Genomic DNA, 18121 nt, shown 5'->3' with positions numbered 1-18121 from the left:
TAAGCAGGCTAATATACTGCTGTCGGGAGAATCGTTTTAGGTTTGCAAGCCACGCTGTCGAAGTGTTATCTCGCCTCGCTAAGGTTACAGTCATGTTGCTTAGTTAAGTTTAACCTACAAGTTAGTCTTATGGCTGGTTCACCGGCACCCTATAATAGAAAGGATCTACAGAATGACGTTGCTTCCGGTGATGGTGATATTTGGCCTCTCTTTTCCGCCAATATTTTTTGAGTTGCTCCTTTCGCTGGCGCTGTTCTTTATTTTGCGCCGTGTGCTACAACCTACTGGTATTTATGAGTTTGTCTGGCATCCGGCACTCTTTAATACCGCGCTGTATTGTTGTCTTTTCTATTTAATATCCCGTCTTTTTTCCTGAGGTCGCCGTGAGTACTTTTTCATTAAAAATAATCCGTATCGGCATCACCTTATTGGTGGTTTTACTGGCGGTTATCGCTATTTTCAACGTTTGGGCTTTTTATACCGAATCACCCTGGACCCGTGATGCCAAATTCACTGCCGATGTGGTGGCTATCGCACCGGATGTCAGTGGCTTGATCACCGATGTGCCGGTAAAAGACAATCAACTGGTGCAGAAAGGGCAGATTTTGTTTGTTATTGACCAACCGCGCTACCAGCAGGCGTTGGCTGAAGCCGAGGCCGATGTGGCCTATTACCAAACACTGGCGGCGGAGAAACAGCGTGAGTCCGGTCGGCGGCAACGTTTAGGGATTCAGGCGATGTCACAAGAAGAAATTGACCAGTCCAACAACGGATTACAAACCGTCAGGCATCAGTTGGCAAAAGCTATCGCAGTACGGGATTTAGCCAAACTTGATCTGGAACGCACCACCGTGCGTGCGCCCGCACAAGGTTGGGTGACTAATCTGAATGTTCATGCCGGGGAGTTTATTAACCGTGGCGCCACCGCCGTTGCACTGGTGAAAAAAGATACTTTCTATATTTTGGCCTATTTGGAAGAGACCAAGCTGGAAGGGGTTAAAGCCGGGTATCGGGCGGAAATCACCCCACTGGGCAGCAACCGTATTTTGCACGGTACTGTCGACAGTGTCTCCGCCGGTGTCACCAACAGCAGTAGCAGTGTCGATAGCAAAGGGTTGGCGACGATTGACAATAATCTGGAATGGGTGCGGTTGGCGCAACGAGTACCGGTGAAGATCCGTTTGGACAGTGAAGATCAACAGCATCCCTATCCCGCAGGGACGACGGCTACCGTGGTGATAACCGGGGCGACTGATCGCAATCCTAATCAGGCTTCGCCGATTGTTAAGTTGATGCATCGCCTGCGTGAGTTCGGCTAAGATGAACAGCCCGACCTTTATTCGCCTGCGCTTTGCGTTCAAACTCAGTTTTGCCATTGTGGCCGCGCTGTTTCTGGGCTTTCATCTGCAATTGGAAACACCACGCTGGTCGGTGCTGACGGCGGCCATTGTTGCTGCTGGCCCGGCATTTGCTGCGGGCGGTGAGCCATTCTCTGGTGCGATTCGTCACCGAGGCTGGTTACGTATTATCGGGACATTCATCGGCTGTATCGGTGGTTTGGTTATCATCGTTCTGACTATCAGAGCACCAGTATTAACCCTGATGCTTTGCTGTTTGTGGGCTGGCGTTTGTACTTGGATCTCCTCACTGGTTCGGGTTGAGAACTCTTACGCATTCGGGCTGGCGGGTTACACCGCGCTGATTATCATTGTCACCACCGGTGAAACGCCATTACTGACACCGCAGTTTGCAGTCGAGCGCTGTAGCGAGATTGTGCTGGGGATCGTCTGCGCGGTGATGGCGGATCTGCTGTTTTCACCACGATCGATCAAGCAGGATATTGATCGTCTGGTCGATAAGGTGTTGGTAGATCAATATAAATTATTGCAGTTATGTATTCGTCCGGCAGAAAAAAACGATATCGATCGCGCCTGGAATGATCTGGTTAAAAATACCACGGCACTGAATGGGATGCGTAGTTATCTGATGATGGAGTCTTCCCGCTGGCAGCGCTGTAACCGCCGCTTACGGGTATTGCACACGGCGTCATTAGCCCTGATCACTCAAGCCTGCGAAACCTATCTGGTATTGATCAATCATCCTGACTTACTCAGTGCCGAGCTGAAAGCGATGCTGAGTGAACCGGCAGAGACGCCGGCTGAAATTCATCAGCAGATGAAGAAATTGCGTCAATATATTGGCGGTAGTCACAGTGCGGCGATCCCTGCGACCATCAGCAGTTGGGTGGGGGCGGCGACACGCTATTTATTGCTATCAAAAGGGATTCATACCAACAGCAGTATCAGCCGGGTGGAAGAGGGTATTCTGGACGGCGATGAGCCAATCAAACATGTTTCAGCCGAAGGTCATCATGCGATGATCAATGGCTTGCGTACCGGTATTGCTACGGCGATCGGCGGCCTATTCTGGCTGTGGACTGGCTGGACATCCGGGGCGGGCTGTATGGTCATGATTGCGGTGGTGACCTCACTGGCAATGCGCACCCCCAATCCACGGATGGTGGCGATCGACTTCCTGCTAGGGGTGATTATGGCGCTACCTATTGGGGCGCTCTATTTCATGTTTATTATCCCTGCGACCCAGCAAAGTATGCTGTTGCTGTGTATCAGTCTGGGATTACTGGCATTTATTATTGGTATCGAAGTGCAAAAGCGCCGTCTTGGCTCGCTGGGAACATTGGCCAGTACCATCAATATTATGGTGTTGAGCAACCCGATGGAGTTTAATGTCAGTATGTTCCTCGACAGTGCGCTGGGGCAGATTGTCGGCTGTTTCGTTTCTCTGATTGTGCTGTTGTTGATCCGCGATAATGCCAAGGACCGAACCGGCAGAACCTTGCTAAACCGCTTTGTTTACAGCGCTGTATCGGCATTGACCACCAATAAAGCCCGCCGCAGCGAAAATCATCTACCGGCGTTGTATCAACAACTGAATCAATTATTGATGATGTTCCCCAGTGATATTGATAAGTATCGACTGGCATTAACGCTGATCATCGCCCATCAGCGGCTCAATAACACCGAGATCCCAGTTAATGCTGAATTGAGTGCTTTTCACAAACAGATCCGCTATACCGCCGATCGGGTTATCAATGCCAAAAATGACCAGAAGCGGCGCTATTACTTTGCTCGCTTACTACAAGAGTTGGATCAATATCAGCAGAAATTAGTCGATTATCAATCGCCTGATTCTGTTATCCGCCCGGTAAAGCGGTTGGCGGATATGTTGCATCGTTATCAGAGTGCGCTTATCTAGCGATACTCTTCGTCCTTGAAATCACAGGGTTGTTAGCGGCGCTCACTTACCCGAATCACTGACCTGAGTCAGCTCATCGGGATGCGCTCACTGGCTGCCTACCTGCGATTCCAATGACTTTGAGTATCTCCTTTGGAGTGAAATCACAGGGTTGTTAGCGGCGCTTACTTACCCGAATCACTGACCTGAGTCAGCTCATCGGGATGCGTTCACTGGCAGCCTACCTGTGATTCCAATGACTTTGAGTATCCCCTTTAGAGTGAAACCACAGGGTTGTTAGCGGCGCTCACTTACCCGAATCACTGACCTGAGTCAGCTCATCGGGATGCGTTCACTGGCAGCCTGCCTGCAACTCCAAGTTCTTTGGGTATATACTTCATAGTGAAGCAACCTTCCTCGCCCTCCATTGATGGGGGCATCCTTTCCCTCAGGAGGTCGACAAGATGTCAGCACAAAATCTATTACGCGATCCATTGCAAAATCCATTACAAAACCAACGACACAGCGACGGTGTGTACCATATCGGCTATTTTGTTGGTGGTAAATGGCATCAGGCGCAGGACACTTTCGACGTACATAACCCTGCTACCGGCCAGTTGGTGGCGAAAGTGGCTAAATCGGGTACCCAAGAAACTGAAGCCGCGATTAAGGCCGCCAGTGCGGCTTTCCCCGCCTGGCGAAAAACACCCGCCAAGCAACGGGCGGAAATTCTTCAGCGTTGGTATTTGTTGATTATGGAACATCAGCAATCATTGGCTGAGATAATGGTTTCTGAGCAAGGTAAACCATTGAACGAAGCCTTAGGCGAGGTCGCCTATGCCGCCAGCTTTATTCAATGGTTTAGTGAGCAGGCCAAACGTGCCAATGGTGAGATTATTCCGCCAGCCAAAGAGGGGGCACGCATTCTGGCTACTCGCGAACCGGTTGGTGTGGTGGCGGCCATCACGCCGTGGAATTTCCCGCTGGCAATGTTAACCCGCAAACTGGGGCCAGCATTGGCTGCCGGTTGTACCGGATTGATTAAACCGGCCAATAACACGCCGTTATCCGCGTTTGCTTTACTGGCATTGGCAGAGCAAGCCGGTGTGCCTGCTGGCGTACTCAATGGTGTTGCGGGTGACACGCATGCCATCAGTGATGCCATCATGGCCAGCCCGGAAGTGCGTAAAATCTCCTTTACCGGCTCAACCGAAGTTGGCAAAACCTTAATGCGTAATGCCGCAGCCACCATGAAGAAAATTTCCATGGAACTGGGCGGTAACGCGCCGTATATCGTGTTTGATGATGCTGATTTGGATGCCGCAGTTGCTGGTGCGATGGCATGTAAATTCCGCAATGCTGGGCAGGTGTGCGTGTGCGTCAATCGCTTCTATATTCAGGATGGCGTGTATGACGAGTTTGTCAGCCGTTTAGCCACTGAGGTTAAAAAACTGCATGTTGGTAATGGTATGGATAAAGACGTCAATATGGGGCCATTGATTAATCTCGCCGGGCTGGAGAAAGTCGAGGATCACGTCAAAGATGCGCTTGAGAAGGGCGGTCGCCTGCTGGTGGGGGGCAGTCGTCATCAACTGGGGGGGAATTTCTTCCAGCCTACAGTTATTGCCGATGCTAATGAGCAGATGAAAGTCGCCTCTGAAGAGACATTTGGCCCACTGGCTGCCTGCTTCCGCTTCAAAACCGAAGAGGAAGTTATCAAACGGGCTAATGACACGCCGTTCGGGCTGGCAGCTTACTTCTATACTCAGAATCTGCAACGTGTATTCCGGGTTTCAGATGCATTGGAAAGCGGTATGATTGGTGTCAATGAAAGTTCAGTTTCTACTGAGCTGGCACCTTTCGGTGGTGTTAAAGAGTCTGGCCTTGGCCGTGAAGGGTCAGTGCTGGGGTTAGATGAGTTTATGGAAGTCAAAACCCTGCATTTGGGTAATTTATAAATTGGATTGGTGAATAAAACGTGGGCATGGGTTATCGCAATGAGCAGCACAACAGTTATTGGCAGCCTGAGGGTTAAGGAGAACCATGAATAAACGACTTATGGCCATTCTGGGCGCGATACTGTTGCTGGCTGTGGCGGCATTGCAGGGGATTGGCGGTGTCACGGCGCGTGATATCGGCCAATCGGCGGATCTGGAACGCCCACCTTTATCGGCACCTGCATCGATTGAACAATTGACCCAGCACCAGCAGGTGGCTAAATACCTACAAGTGCATCATCGCCTGCCGGATTTTTATCTTACCAAGCAGCAGGCGCGTGCGCAGGGCTGGGATCCCAAAGACGGCAATCTGTGTAAAGTATTGCCAGGCAGAGCGATTGGCGGCGATCGTTTTTCTAACCGTGAACGCCAACTGCCTGAGGCGAAAGGCCGTAACTGGCGTGAAGCCGATGTTAATTATCGTTGTGGGCATCGCGGTAGCGATCGTTTGCTGTACTCCAATGATGGCCTGATTTATCTAACTCAGGATCACTACAAGCGTTTCATTCGGATGGAGTGAGAAGATGGTAAAAGTGGTATTTGATTTTGACCATATATCCGATCTTCCTGCATTTTACCGCGCATTTTGCCAAAAATTTGCGCTGAGCGAAGATTTTGGCGCCAATCTGGATGCTCTGTGGGATGTGGTCACCGGTGAGATAGCCTTACCGGTAGAGATTGAATTTATTCATTTCAATCACCGCCACAAACGCCGCTTTGGTGCGATTGTGCTGCTGCTTGAGGAAGCGGAAGAGGAGTTAGCAGGCAGCCTGCGTTTCAATATAGTGTGAATTAGCCTTCTTGAGTCGGGAGCCGAGTCAGACCCGGCCCCGCCCGATTATTGCTGCTTTTCAGACAGTTCACGCAGATATTGGAAGATCTGACGGAATGATTTCGGCGGCTTGTTAGTGGCTTTCTCTTTCTGGGCATTACGTATCAGGCTACGCAGTTGTTGGCGATCCGCATCTGGATATAGATCCAACACCGTAGGGATCGCGACATCACCTTCTTCAACCAAACGGTCACGCAGCATTTCCAGCTTGTGGAACAGCGAGATTTGTTGGTTATGGCGATTTTTCAGCTTATCCAATGCGGTTTGGATAGGTTCTACATCACGGGCACGTAGCATTTTACCAATTAACTGGATCTGGCGGCGGCGGCCTTCTTTCTTGATTTTCTGTGCCAGTTCAACGGCTGCCAGCAGATCTTCATCCAGTTGGATTTTCTCCAGCGCATTTTTACCCAGCTCAACCAGCTCGGTGCCGAGTTCTTTCAGTGCTTCGGCATCACGTTTAATTTCACTTTTACTGACCCAGATAATTTCATCGTCATCTTCGTCTTTATCTTCTGGGACTTCATCTAGCCAATCTTCGGGCTGTTTGTTCATGGTCAAATTCCTTAAAAAGAGGCTAATCGTAGCAGGTTGTTGGCTTTCTGCGAAATAGTACAAAGATCTCTGATAGACTCAGAACCATGGCGTTCTATATTGTATCCGTGTAAGTCGTCGTGTTACGACTCTTTCCTGAACGATTATCTCATTAATTATGGCAGACTGATGAAAGTAGTCACTCAAGTTGCAGAACAGCGTAAAACGCTGGAACAAGCGGTTGCACAGGCTTTGGAATTGGCCCGTGCGGGTTCTGATGCGGCCGAAGTCGCTGTAAGTAAAACCACCGGAATTAGTGTCAGCACTCGCTTTGGTGAAGTGGAAAATGTGGAGTTCAACAGCGATGGTGCGCTGGGAATTACTGTTTATCACCAGCAGCGTAAAGGTAGCGCGTCTACCACCGATTTAAATCCAGATGCAGTCGCCCGCACGGTGCAGGCTGCGCTGGATATTGCTCGTTACACTTCACCTGATCCTTACGCTGGCGCGGCAGATAAATCGCTGCTGGCTTTTGAGGCGCCTGATTTGGATCTGTTCCATCCGAGCGATTTGGATGCAGAACAAGGTATCTTGCTGGCCGCCCGGGCGGAGCAGGCTGCATTGCAGGCCGATAAGCGGATTACCAATACCGAAGGTGGCAGTTTTAACAGCCATTATGGCATCAAGGTGTTTGGTAACAGCCACGGCATGTTACAGAGCTATTGCTCAAGTCGCCATTCGCTTTCCAGCAGCGTTATCGCTGAACATAATGGTGATATGGAGCGAGATTACGCTTATACCATTGGCCGGCGGATGGAAGATTTAGCCAGCCCGGAATGGGTTGGTGAGGAGTGCGCTCGTCGTACTTTATCCCGCTTATCGCCACGTAAACTGCCGACCATGCAATCACCGGTGCTGTTTGCCGCTGAAGTGGCGACCGGTTTGTTTGGTCACTTGGTTTCGGCGATCAGCGGCGGCAATATCTACCGTAAATCGACCTTCTTGCTCGATCATTTGGGTAAACAGATTTTACCTGAGTGGTTAACTATTGAAGAGCACCCACATTTACTGCGTGGTCTAGCTTCGACCCCGTTCGATAGTGAAGGTGTGCGTACTTTACAACGGGAAATCGTTAAAGATGGGATACTGCAAACCTATCTGTTGACCAGCTATTCAGCCCGTAAACTGGGGCTGCAAAGTACCGGTCATGCTGGTGGCATCCATAACTGGCGCATTGCCGGTCAGGGGCAGGATTTCGCCGGGATGCTGAAGCAATTGGACAAAGGTTTGGTGGTAACTGAACTGATGGGCCAGGGTGTCAGTACCGTAACCGGTGACTATTCCCGCGGCGCGGCAGGTTTTTGGGTTGAAAACGGTGAGATTCAGTATCCAGTCAGTGAGATAACGATTGCCGGTAATCTGAAAGATATGCTGCGTAATATCGTCAGCGTAGGCAGTGATATCGAAACCCGCAGTAACATTCAGTGTGGCTCTGTTTTATTACCTGCGATGAAGATTGCGGGCGAATAACATCGTGTAGCTTCACATCTAAAGCTGGCATTGGTTGCTGGCTTTTTTTTTGATTTTTATTCAGCCCTCATCTCATTTATTAATTGATTACAAGAAATCATTGTCAGTTTCAGTATCTATTGCCTATGTTAAGTGTGAGCAATGTACTAATGATCAGTATCTCAATAACAATAATCCCATCCCCAATTTGGTCTTGCTGCGAAACCCTGCTGCAACGCCACGTTAGAAGGGTATAGAAGGAATGTGAGCATGGGTAAGAAAATGATGGTGTTAATGGTGGCGGTGTTACTCAGCGCCAGCACTTTAGCGATGGCTGCCAGCGTGGCTGATAACATGGAAACCATTGCTGATAATTACGGCAAAGTGTTGAAGGCTGACTCTACTGATGTGATGAAGCAAGGCTTGCAGGCGATGCGTGCAGCGGCGCAGGATGCACAAAAGGGCATACCTACCAAGTTGAAGAGTAAAGGCGAGGGTAGCGCGGAGGTGAAGGATTTCCGTCATGGTTTGGACTTATTTATCGGGCAGATTGATGGTGCGCTGGCATTAGCGAATCAAGGCAAGCTCGATGAAGCTAAAAAAGCAGCGCAAGACTTTAAACCGACCCGCGATACCTACCATAAAAAGTATCGTTAATAATCCCTTTCACCCGAATCACTAACTTGAGTCAGTGATTCGGGGCTTGTCCATTTGCCGCCTGGCGGTAACGCCAATGGCTTTGGTCATAGTGTTAGCGGTGATATTCACCGGCTGCTTCTGGCTGGTACAGCAGTTCTAACACAGTAATGCGGGCTTCATCCCCACCTGGTAGCTTCCAACTAATTTCATCATTGACGTGCAGCCCCAGCAATGCCGCGCCCAGCGGAGCCATCACTGAAAGTTGTTCGTTACTGTCTTTTAGCGATGCCGGATACACCAGCGTGCGGATATGCTCTTCCTGGTTATTCAGATCGCGAAAACGCACACGGCTATTCATGGTCACCACATCTGCCGGAATGGCGTTTGGTGGCAGAATTTCTGCACGATCCAGTTCTTCATTGAGCGCTTGAGCGACCACTGTACCGGCAAAAGCCGGTTGCGCCAGTAACGCATCCAAACGTTCAGCATCCAGCTCGTTAATCGTGATGGTTGGCTTGGTCATACTACTCTCCAATTCAATTTCAACAAAACATATACCCGTCATACTTCAAGCTGCATGTGTGTTAGCTGCGCTCAATAACCCGAATCACTTACAACACAGTAAGCTCATCGGGATTATCTCCCTTGCCGCCTTCATGCAACTCGAATTATTTAGGGTATAAAAACAACACCCCCGCGCCATAGGAGAGGGGGTGTTAGAAAATAGCTAAATATTTATCTGATATTAGGCGCTTCTGACTAGAAAAGAAAGAGATCAGGATCACGAACTTTTTTCCACTACAAACCGCACTGACGTATTTATATAAAAGTTATTTTGTTGTTAATGATTAAGTTAACTATCTAACAGGCGTTTTTTGCGAAAGTGATCCCACCGGTACATTACATTTCCACTTTGAACTGGAAAAAAAGCCGCTACACAGCTATTCCGCTTGTAGGTAGGGTGATGTTACAGCGCAGAGAGAAGATAACTGAACTTATCTTTATCGTCAGAAAGTTGTTACAGACCTTAAATAATTCGAGTTGTGGGTAGGCGGCAAAGGAGTGAGTCCCTGAAGTAAGTCACTAGGGCGAGAAAACGCAGCCAACGGCCCTACAACCTGAAGTATGACGGATATAGCAAAAATAGGGGATTGCCAGCGTGAATGATGTAGCCGCATTAAATGCCGCCGAGGAACCTGGAAAAGAAGAGGTAATGATTATTACTGAGCGGGTATTAGCTGAAATTACCGCGATGTTAAATAGTGAAAATATTTTTACCAATAAAGTTCAGCAACAAATGTTGACATCACATATTCGTGCCATGGTATTGCGTTCCATAACTGGTGAGCCATTACCTGAAGTGGATAAATCATTATTTGATGAGATTTCAGCACATTCGATGCAAATGGCCCAGCAAGTGGTCGATAAATTTGCCAATTTGCCCATTGAAGAAGCCTATTTGTTGTCGGTGCATTTTGAAGTAGCGAAAGACAATAACCCATAAAACAGTGATCTGGAGAAGTGACTATGAGTCAAATTACCGTTGTGATTGGCGACCGTTTAGGTAAAGGCCAAAAAGTGGGCCAGGGTGTTGAATTGGCTGGTGGCCGCGTAGTGGTTATTCCCGGTGTTGCCGCAGACATGAAATTGGGTGATGTGATGAACAGTGAAAAAGCTGACTTTGGCATTTCATTCTGCGGCAGTGGCGGTGCGGGTGCTATTACGGCGCAAAATAAATATGGTTACAAAGCAAAATACGGCATGCGTTCTGTGGAAGAAGGCGTGACGGCAATAAATGAAGGCTGCAAAGTGCTGGGCTTCGGATTTATGGATAAAGAAGAATTAGGCCAGAGATTAGTCGAAGCTTATATCAAGAAATACGGTCAACCGTAATGAAAGAGCAATATACCACTCAGGTGCAAGTGAAAGGTAAAGGCGATACTAAGGAAAAAGCTTTCGCTAACGCACTCGGTAATGTCCAGAATACGGTGTTGAAATCGACACAAAATATTCTGTTACGGATTGAGCCACAAGACGTAAAAGTATTAAACGCAGAATTATCAGTTAAAAATGAGAAGTTTTTATTCTTTTTCCTGCCGCGTGAAAGAAAGACATATAGCGTTGAATTAGATATTACCGTGAACGTGACAATTATTAATACGGATAAGGTCGTCTTCATATCTAAATGAAAAGGATATACTGATGTTTCTAATCATTCTTTTTAAGTCGATTATTATCGGCGGACTGGTCGGTGTGGGGGTAGGTGTTGGGGCCGCCCGTATGTTTCATGCACCGACAATACAGGGGATGGGGGCATTTCGTACCTTGGGCGAACTGAACTCATGCGAGGGAGATCCGGCGTCGCACTTCTCCTTTGGATTAGGCTTCTTCTTCAACGCCTGGGCCTCTTCGGTGGCAGCAGGTGCCTTTACTCAGGATGTCGACCACCGCATCATTCCTAACTGGGGTGCCGCCGCATTGATGATTAAAAATCGTAATGTAGCGGAAACCATGCATAACCCGAAAAAGATGGCAATTGCCTGCGGGATTATCGGGGTTATTGTTGTCAGTTTCCTAAACACCACTGCTTCTGCGGTACCAGCAGCATTACAGGTTACTGCCATTAAAGTATTGGTACCAGCAGCAAATATTCTGGTTAACACCGTGATGCCGGTTATTTTCTGGCTGGCGGCTATTGATGCCGGGCGTCGCTCTGGTTTCTGGGCCACTATTTTTGGCGGGTTGGCTCAGCTAATTATGGGTAACGCCGTACCTGGTCTGGTGTTGGGTATTTTAATTGGTAAAGGTGTTGAGGAAAGCGGCTGGAATAAAGTGACTAAGATCATGATGACAGTGATTGTTCTGTTATTTGTGCTCAGTGGTTTCTTCCGCGGATTCGATCTGAAATTCCTGGAGTCATTTAGCCTGAGCGCGCCGGTTTGGCTCGATACCATTCATAACGCATTGAGCGGAAAATAATACAACGAGAGGAGCTTGATGATGGATGAACAAACCAAGAATAACTTCTGGTATGCCGACTGGTCATTTCCAATCTTTGTAGGATTATTATCCTCCGGCGTATTTGCAGGTACTCATATGTATTATTTATATGGTATCGGTGCATTTAACGAAGTGGCATTTGTTTCAATGCTACGTGCTGGTATGGATACCGGTGTTTATGGTGCGGTGGCTGCATTTGGTGCCAGCTTCTTATTCGCCCGTATTATTGAAGGTTCGCTTGTCGGTATTTTGGATATTGGTGGCGCGATTCAAACCGGTGTCGGTCTGGGTGTGCCAGCATTATTACTGGGTGCCGGATTTGTCTTCCCGGTGGCTAATTTTGCCGCCTCACTGGTAACCGGCCTGATTATTGGTTTAGCTATCGGCTATCTGATTATTTTGGCGCGTAAATTTACGATTAACCAAAGTAATTCTACTTATGGTGCCGACGTTATGATGGGGGCCGGTAACTCCTCTGGCCGTTTCCTCGGGCCATTGATTATCCTGTCAGCCATAACAGCATCAATTCCAATTGGGATTGGTTCTTTAGGTGGCGCTTTACTGTTTTATCTGTGGAATAAACCAATTACCGGCGGCGCGATTTTGGGTGCCATGATTTTAGGGTCTATTTTCCCAGTCGCTATTTCATGATGTCAGGGGTAAAGATTCAAATTACCGGATATTTACCCTGCTAACACTGCTGCAACGTCAAGTAAGAAGGACATAATGGAGAATAAAGATAATGTATGACTTTATTATCACACGCGCACTATTAGTTGACGGCCATCAGGTTAATATCGTAATTAATGATGGGAAAATTGTGGCCGTCGATGCGGCTATTGCCACTGAAGATAATAATCAAGCCGAGCCTTCAATTTCTTGCGCTAGAAAAGTGTTGGATTTGGCCGGGAAATATTACATCAGTGCTGGCTGGATTGATTCCCATGTGCATTGTTACCCCGCATCTCCTATTTATCATGACGAAGCTGATTTGGTCGGAGTCGCCAGTGGCGTGACGACGGTGGTGGATGCCGGCAGCACCGGTGCCAATGATGTGGATGATTTTTACCGCCTAACTCGTGCCGCCAAAACCCATGTTTATGCTTTTCTGAATATTGCGAAAACCGGCATCGTGACGCAAAACGAATTAGCGGATATGGCGCAGATTGATAAGCAAAGTGTCAGTCAGGCTATTGCCCGTAATCCTGGTTTTATTATCGGTATTAAAGCCCGCATGAGCAGCAGCGTGGTCGGTAAAAACGGCATTAAACCGTTGGTGCGAGCCAAAGAGATTCAACAAGAAAATAATCAGCTACCCTTGATGGTACATATTGGCAATAACCCGCCGGACTTGGATGAGATTGCCGACTTGTTAACGCAAGGCGATATTATTACTCACTGCTATAACGGTAAACCCAATCGTATTCTGACCCCTGCCGGGACCTTGCGTGATTCTATCCAACGCGCATTGAAACGCGGTGTATTACTGGATGTTGGGCATGGCAGTGCCAGTTTCAGCTTTGATGTTGCCGAACTGGCCATCAAGCAAGGTATTTACCCGCACACCATCAGCTCCGACATCTATTGTCGCAACCGTATTAATGGGCCAGTGCACAGCCTGGCGACGGTGATGTCCAAATTTTTCACCCTCGGTTTGAGCCTTAAACAGGTTATTGCTTGTGTGACAGAAAATGCCGCGCAAGCCCTGCATTTGACTCACAAAGGGATGCTGGCAACGGGCTATGACGCTGACCTGACGATTTTTGAGCTGAAACAGCAACCTCAGCTATTCAGTGATTCAGAAGGTAAATCGGTTACCGGTGAGACATATCTGGTGCCACTGGCGGCGGTCGTTGCTGGTGACGTAGTATTAACTGACGAAGGGAAGTCAAAAGATGTCTTCAGTCTATGAAAAATACCAGTTAAAACATGTAATTAATGCTTCTGGTCGCATGACGATGTTGGGCGTTTCAACGCCACGGCAGGATGTGGTTGAGGCGGTAGATTTGGGCCTAAACCATTACTTCGAAATGAAAGATTTGGTCAATAAGACCGGTGCTTACATTGCTGATTTGCTGAATGTTGAGAGCGCGGTGGTTGTCTCCTGTGCTTCTGCCGGTATTGCTCAGTCGGTTGCTGCGGTGATCGTGAAAGATGATGCCAATTTGCTGGTTAATCTGCATGCTGCCCCGCGCACAGTGCCGCATGAAATTGTTCTACCGAAGGGCCATAACGTTAACTTCGGTGCGCCGGTCGATACCATGGTGACGCTGGGGGGAGGCAAAGTGGTGGAAGCCGGTTATGCCAACGAATGTTTACCGGAACAGTTGGAAGCGGCGATCACGCCAAATACTGCGGCGATCTTGTATATAAAATCCCACCATTGTGTGCAAAAAAGCATTTTATCTGTTGAGCAAGCGGTAGTAATTGCGCGCAAGCATCAATTGCCATTAATTGTTGATGCGGCTGCAGAAGAAGACTTGCAATGTTATTACCAGATGGGTGCAGATTTGGTGATTTACAGTGGTGCCAAAGCTATTGAAGGGCCAACCAGCGGGCTGGTGTTAGGCAAGAAGACCTATATTGATTGGGTGAAGTTGCAATCAAGTGGTATTGGCCGGGCGATGAAAGTGGGTAAAGAGGGTATTCTCGGCCTGACCCGTGCTATTGAAAGCTATATGACGCTGGAAAAAGAGACCGGCCAGCAAATGATAGAAAAAATGACACCATTTATCAGTCAGTTAAATACCATTGACGGTGTGTCTGCGAAAGTGGTTTGGGATGCTGCCGGGCGTGATATTGCCCGTACTGAAATCAGTTTTGATGAAGCTAAAATGGGGCGCTCGACACCGGATCTGGTGGATGCGCTGAAAAATGGCGATATTGCTATCTACTTCCGCGCCTATAAAGCTAATGAAGGCAAAATTGAAGTGGATGTGCGCAGTGTCACGCCATTGCAACTCGAGATTATTTATACCTGCATTAACCGCCTGGCTAAGGGAGCCTGACTGATGAAATTGACCCCGAATTATTACCGTGACCGGGTGTGCCTGAATGTGCTGGCCGGTTCAAAAGAGAATGCACGCGAGATTTATCAAGCCGCTGAAGGCCATGTTCTGGTGGGAGTGTTATCGAAGAACTATTCGGATGTCGATAGCGCAGTCAAAGATATGCGCGAATACGCGGCTGTTATCGATAATGCCCTGTCGGTAGGGTTGGGCGCGGGGGACCCGAAGCAATCAACAATGGTCAGCCAGATTGCGCAGCAGGTTCAACCGCAACATGTGAATCAAGTGTTCACCGGTGTTGGCACAAGTCGTGCTTTATTGGGGCAGCATGATACGGTGGTTAACGGCCTGATTTCGCCGACCGGCAAAGTGGGTTACGTAAATATCTCCACCGGGCCACTCAGTTCACAGCAAAAGGAAGCGATTGTTCCAGTGACCACCGCCATTGCTATGTTGAAAGATATGGGCGGCAGTTCGCTAAAGTTTTTCCCAATGAACGGGCTGGACTCTATCGATGAGTACCGTTTTGTGGCTGAGGCTTGTGCTGCTACCGGCTTCTGGTTGGAACCCACCGGCGGCATCAGTCTGGATAATTTTGAACAAATCGTACAAATCGCACTGGATGCCGGGGTAACGAAAATTATCCCGCATATCTACAGTTCGATAATCGACAGCAAAACGGGCAATACTCGCCCAGAAGATGTGCGAACCTTATTAGCTATCGTGAAAAAAATAGTACCGTAATTATTTGATTTACCTGATATAAACTCACTGGCGGTGAAGGCCTGTGTTGCCGTGTGAGATAACGCTCCCCCTCTGGCCATGGTGGCGGGGGGGATGCCTATACACCCTGAATAACGGAGTGGAGCAGTGAGATTTCCCTATCAACGTCTGGCCTACATGTTCGATGCATTGCAATCGGAAACGCTGCCTCAGGATGAGCTGGCGAAACGTTTTGCGGTTTCGACACGTACCGTGCGGGCAGATATTACGGCGTTGAATGAGATCCTTGAACATTATGGTGCGCACTTTATCCATAACCGTGGCTTTGGCTACCGATTGATGATCGATGATGCTGAACGCTTTCGTGCTCTACAGCAGCAAAACCGCAAAACGCACCTAACCCCGCGAACTGCCAATGAGCGAGTGCATTACCTGTTAATCCGTTTTCTGACCTCTGCTTTTTCATTGAAGCTGGAAGATTTAGCTGATGAATGGTTCGTTAGCCGTGGCACATTGCAAAATGATATGGCTGAGGTGAGAGAAAGGCTAAACCGATACCATCTGACGATTGAAACCAAGCCACGCTACGGCATGAAATTGTTTGGTGCCGAGTTGGCTATCCGCACGTGTTTGACCGACCTTTTGTTTCAGCTACATCTGCAAGATGCTGATAACCCATTATTAAAGAATGAGTTTCTTAACATTCAGACTATCCCCGAATTAACGGGATTGCTGCATGAGCTATTGGCGCAATATGCGGTACGGTTAACTGATGAGGGCGAGCACTACCTGATTTTCTACTGTGCTGTGGCGATCAAACGCATCGCTGACGGTTATCCGTTATCAGACTTTGATGCCGAAGATGTGGATGAGGCGGTCAAACTCGCCTCCGGCCGTTTGGCAAATGAGTTGAAACTATTATCGGGCAAAGACATTTCGGCAGCAGAAGAAGCGTATTTGCGGGTCAATATTGCCGCCCGCCGGGTGCAAGTCAGCCAGCCTGGTACCAGTCGCCCCAGTGAAATCAACGCCGATGATGAAGAGACATTGGTGGATTACATCCTCTCTTATATCAACGCCCACTATAACTACAATTTGCAGGGCGATAAGCAGTTACGAATTGATTTACTCACCCATATCAAGACCATGATTACGCGGGTGAAGTATCAGATAACTATCCCTAATCCATTGTTATCCAATATTAAACAGCACTATCCGATGGCTTATGACGTAACACTGGCGGCGGTATCCAGTTGGGGCAAATATACGCCTTATAGCTTGAGTGAGAATGAGATAGGTTATCTGGTACTGCACATCGGTGTTGGGTTGGAACGCCATTACAATATTGGTTATCAACGTCATCCACAGGTGATGTTGGTGTGTGATACCGGTAACTCCACTACCCGAATGATTCAGGCGCAGATTGCTCGTAAGTATCCGCAGATCGTGATGACACAGATCATTTCCCTGCGTGATTACGAAAATCTCGACCATATCGACGAAGATTTTATTATTTCTAACTCACGTCTGGCGGAAAAGAATAAGCCGGTGGTAGTAATGTCACCGTTTCCGACTGAATATCAGTTAGAACAACTGGGTAAGTTGGTGCTAGTGGATCGCACTCGCCCTTATATGTTGGAAAAGTTTTTCGACAGTAATCATTTTATGATTATCGACCAGCCGATGACACAAGAGCAGTTATTTAAAAAAGTGTGCAGTCAGTTGGAAGAGGAAGGGTTCGTTGATGCGGACTTTTACCCATCGGTGGTGGAGCGTGAGGCGATTGTCTCCACCATGCTGGGGGAGGGGATTGCACTGCCACACTCACTCGGTCTGTTAGCCAAAAAGACCGTGGTGGTTACCCTGCTAGCCCCCAATGGCATTGCCTGGGGTGATGGTGAGGTAGCCCATGTCATTTTCCTGTTAGCTATCAGTAAAACTGATTATGAAGAAGCGATGGCGATTTACGACTTGTTCGTTACTTTTGTGCGAGAGCGTTCAATGAGCCGTTTATTGAGCAGTCAGCATTTTGATAGCTTCAAGGCGATAGCGATTGATTGTTTGAGTCGAATTTAATTTTTTGTTATTGATTTAGTGGATTGATTCGGTTGATGTTCGTTTAGTTATCGGTTCGGTTGATATGAGATTGGTTCTCAATTCCCCTCCGATGCCTCAACCGCCAAAGGGGTTACAAGCGCGTAACCCCCTTGGAACCCCTGCGCTTACGCACGTATCGCTTGTCCACTTCGTGGATACCCTCTTTCATCGTTTCGGTTGACAGACCGCCGTGATTCGCTCCTGCTCAAGCACGTCTCGCTCGGCTTCCCTGCCTCGCGTCCTACCTACTCTCCTCATTCGGCAGCTCAAATGTGCTTTTAACATCACAACCTAAAAACAGGGTTTTGAATTAGCTTTTGATGTTGAGCGCAATCAGGAATATTGCCGACAAGGAGGGAGGGTAGAGTGAGCCGCCATGGACGGCGGCGAAAAGCGCGCTTGAGCATGGATGCGAATCGCGCTGGCTCGTCAGCCTGAAAGATGCAGGCGGTTTACCCGCAGGGCAATATTTCGCGCAAGCCGCAGGTGAAGGAGGGCCGGCTTGCCCTCCTTCTCGGTTGAGGCGA

Annotated in this window: 19 protein-coding genes; 17 read left to right on the top strand and 2 right to left on the bottom strand. The window is 48.4% G+C overall.

Translation table 11 applies throughout. The annotated features are described in order from the left end of the window. Positions 1 to 172 precede the first annotated feature (172 nt). The 6 genes from aaeX to V1956_RS23630 all read left to right on the top strand — a co-directional run bounded on the left by aaeX (position 173) and on the right by V1956_RS23630 (position 6043). A complete protein-coding gene (gene aaeX, locus V1956_RS23655) occupies positions 173 to 376 on the top strand; it encodes a p-hydroxybenzoic acid efflux pump operon protein AaeX (protein ID WP_372560410.1) in 204 nt (67 codons plus the stop codon). A 7-nt stretch (positions 377 to 383) separates the two neighbouring features. Continuing rightward, on the top strand, positions 384 to 1319 hold the full coding sequence (gene aaeA / locus V1956_RS23650) for a p-hydroxybenzoic acid efflux pump subunit AaeA (protein WP_372560411.1): 936 nt from the start codon (positions 384 to 386) through the stop codon (positions 1317 to 1319). A 1-nt stretch (position 1320) separates the two neighbouring features. Beyond that, entirely contained in the window at positions 1321 to 3276 is a 1956-nt protein-coding gene (gene aaeB / locus V1956_RS23645) for a p-hydroxybenzoic acid efflux pump subunit AaeB (RefSeq protein ID WP_372560412.1), read from the top strand. A 443-nt stretch (positions 3277 to 3719) separates the two neighbouring features. Beyond that, on the top strand, positions 3720 to 5213 hold the full coding sequence (locus tag V1956_RS23640; protein WP_442825759.1) for an NAD-dependent succinate-semialdehyde dehydrogenase: 1494 nt from the start codon (positions 3720 to 3722) through the stop codon (positions 5211 to 5213). Positions 5214 to 5298: 85 nt separating this feature from the next. Next, positions 5299 to 5772 carry a ribonuclease gene (locus V1956_RS23635; RefSeq protein ID WP_372560414.1) on the top strand — a complete coding sequence of 158 codons (474 nt, stop codon included), beginning with the start codon at positions 5299 to 5301 and terminating at the stop codon, positions 5770 to 5772. Between the two features lie 4 nt (positions 5773 to 5776). After that, positions 5777 to 6043: a barstar family protein gene (locus tag V1956_RS23630; RefSeq protein ID WP_083162214.1), complete on the top strand. Its 267-nt coding sequence runs from the start codon at positions 5777 to 5779 to the stop codon at positions 6041 to 6043. Positions 6044 to 6090: 47 nt separating this feature from the next. Here V1956_RS23630 and yjgA read toward each other — a convergent pair whose 3' ends face one another. Next, positions 6091 to 6639, bottom strand: coding sequence for a ribosome biogenesis factor YjgA (yjgA, locus tag V1956_RS23625; protein WP_083162216.1), 549 nt, complete (start codon positions 6637 to 6639; stop codon positions 6091 to 6093). A 168-nt stretch (positions 6640 to 6807) separates the two neighbouring features. On the opposite strand from yjgA, the gene pmbA reads away from it, so the two are divergent. Together pmbA and cybC are read left to right on the top strand one after the other, a co-directional pair. Further along, complete coding sequence (gene pmbA / locus V1956_RS23620; protein WP_372560415.1) at positions 6808 to 8148, top strand: metalloprotease PmbA; 1341 nt, start codon at positions 6808 to 6810, stop codon at positions 8146 to 8148. A 249-nt stretch (positions 8149 to 8397) separates the two neighbouring features. Continuing rightward, a complete protein-coding gene (gene cybC / locus V1956_RS23615) occupies positions 8398 to 8784 on the top strand; it encodes a cytochrome b562 (RefSeq protein ID WP_442825758.1) in 387 nt (128 codons plus the stop codon). 94 nt (positions 8785 to 8878) lie between these two features. Here the strand turns inward: cybC and rnk are convergent, their stop codons facing one another. Next, positions 8879 to 9289, bottom strand: coding sequence for a nucleoside diphosphate kinase regulator (gene rnk / locus V1956_RS23610; protein ID WP_372560416.1), 411 nt, complete (start codon positions 9287 to 9289; stop codon positions 8879 to 8881). Between the two features lie 636 nt (positions 9290 to 9925). Between rnk and V1956_RS23605 the strand changes: the two genes are divergently transcribed. The 9 genes from V1956_RS23605 (at position 9926) to V1956_RS23565 (ending at position 17573) form a co-directional block, all read left to right on the top strand. Next, positions 9926 to 10270, top strand: a complete 345-nt coding sequence (locus V1956_RS23605; RefSeq protein ID WP_083162222.1) for a PRD domain-containing protein — start codon at positions 9926 to 9928, stop codon at positions 10268 to 10270. A 23-nt stretch (positions 10271 to 10293) separates the two neighbouring features. Next, positions 10294 to 10659: a glycine-rich SFCGS family protein gene (locus V1956_RS23600; protein WP_004878063.1), complete on the top strand. Its 366-nt coding sequence runs from the start codon at positions 10294 to 10296 to the stop codon at positions 10657 to 10659. Beyond that, a complete protein-coding gene (locus V1956_RS23595) occupies positions 10659 to 10955 on the top strand; it encodes a DUF4312 family protein (protein ID WP_083162226.1) in 297 nt (98 codons plus the stop codon). The genes V1956_RS23600 and V1956_RS23595 overlap by 1 nt, the downstream gene beginning before the upstream one ends. A 13-nt stretch (positions 10956 to 10968) precedes the next feature. Beyond that, positions 10969 to 11745, top strand: a complete 777-nt coding sequence (locus V1956_RS23590; protein WP_004392358.1) for a DUF4311 domain-containing protein — start codon at positions 10969 to 10971, stop codon at positions 11743 to 11745. A gap of 21 nt (positions 11746 to 11766) precedes the next feature. Continuing rightward, positions 11767 to 12417, top strand: a complete 651-nt coding sequence (locus tag V1956_RS23585; RefSeq protein ID WP_032896643.1) for a DUF4310 family protein — start codon at positions 11767 to 11769, stop codon at positions 12415 to 12417. A gap of 91 nt (positions 12418 to 12508) precedes the next feature. Further along, positions 12509 to 13678, top strand: a complete 1170-nt coding sequence (locus V1956_RS23580; RefSeq protein WP_442825757.1) for an amidohydrolase/deacetylase family metallohydrolase — start codon at positions 12509 to 12511, stop codon at positions 13676 to 13678. Beyond that, positions 13662 to 14774, top strand: coding sequence for a DgaE family pyridoxal phosphate-dependent ammonia lyase (locus V1956_RS23575; RefSeq protein WP_442825756.1), 1113 nt, complete (start codon positions 13662 to 13664; stop codon positions 14772 to 14774). Before V1956_RS23580 ends, V1956_RS23575 begins: the two co-directional genes overlap by 17 nt. Before the next feature lie 3 nt (positions 14775 to 14777). Further along, a complete protein-coding gene (dagF, locus tag V1956_RS23570) occupies positions 14778 to 15518 on the top strand; it encodes a 2-dehydro-3-deoxy-phosphogluconate aldolase (protein WP_372569702.1) in 741 nt (246 codons plus the stop codon). Between the two features lie 126 nt (positions 15519 to 15644). After that, a complete protein-coding gene (locus tag V1956_RS23565; protein WP_442825755.1) occupies positions 15645 to 17573 on the top strand; it encodes a BglG family transcription antiterminator in 1929 nt (642 codons plus the stop codon). Positions 17574 to 18121 lie beyond the last annotated feature (548 nt).

This window comes from Yersinia sp. 2540 StPb PI (genome assembly GCF_052217165.1).
GTDB lineage: Bacteria > Pseudomonadota > Gammaproteobacteria > Enterobacterales > Enterobacteriaceae > Yersinia > Yersinia enterocolitica_E.
Note: the sequence above shows the minus strand (reverse complement) of the source record. Positions and strands in the feature narration are given on the sequence as shown.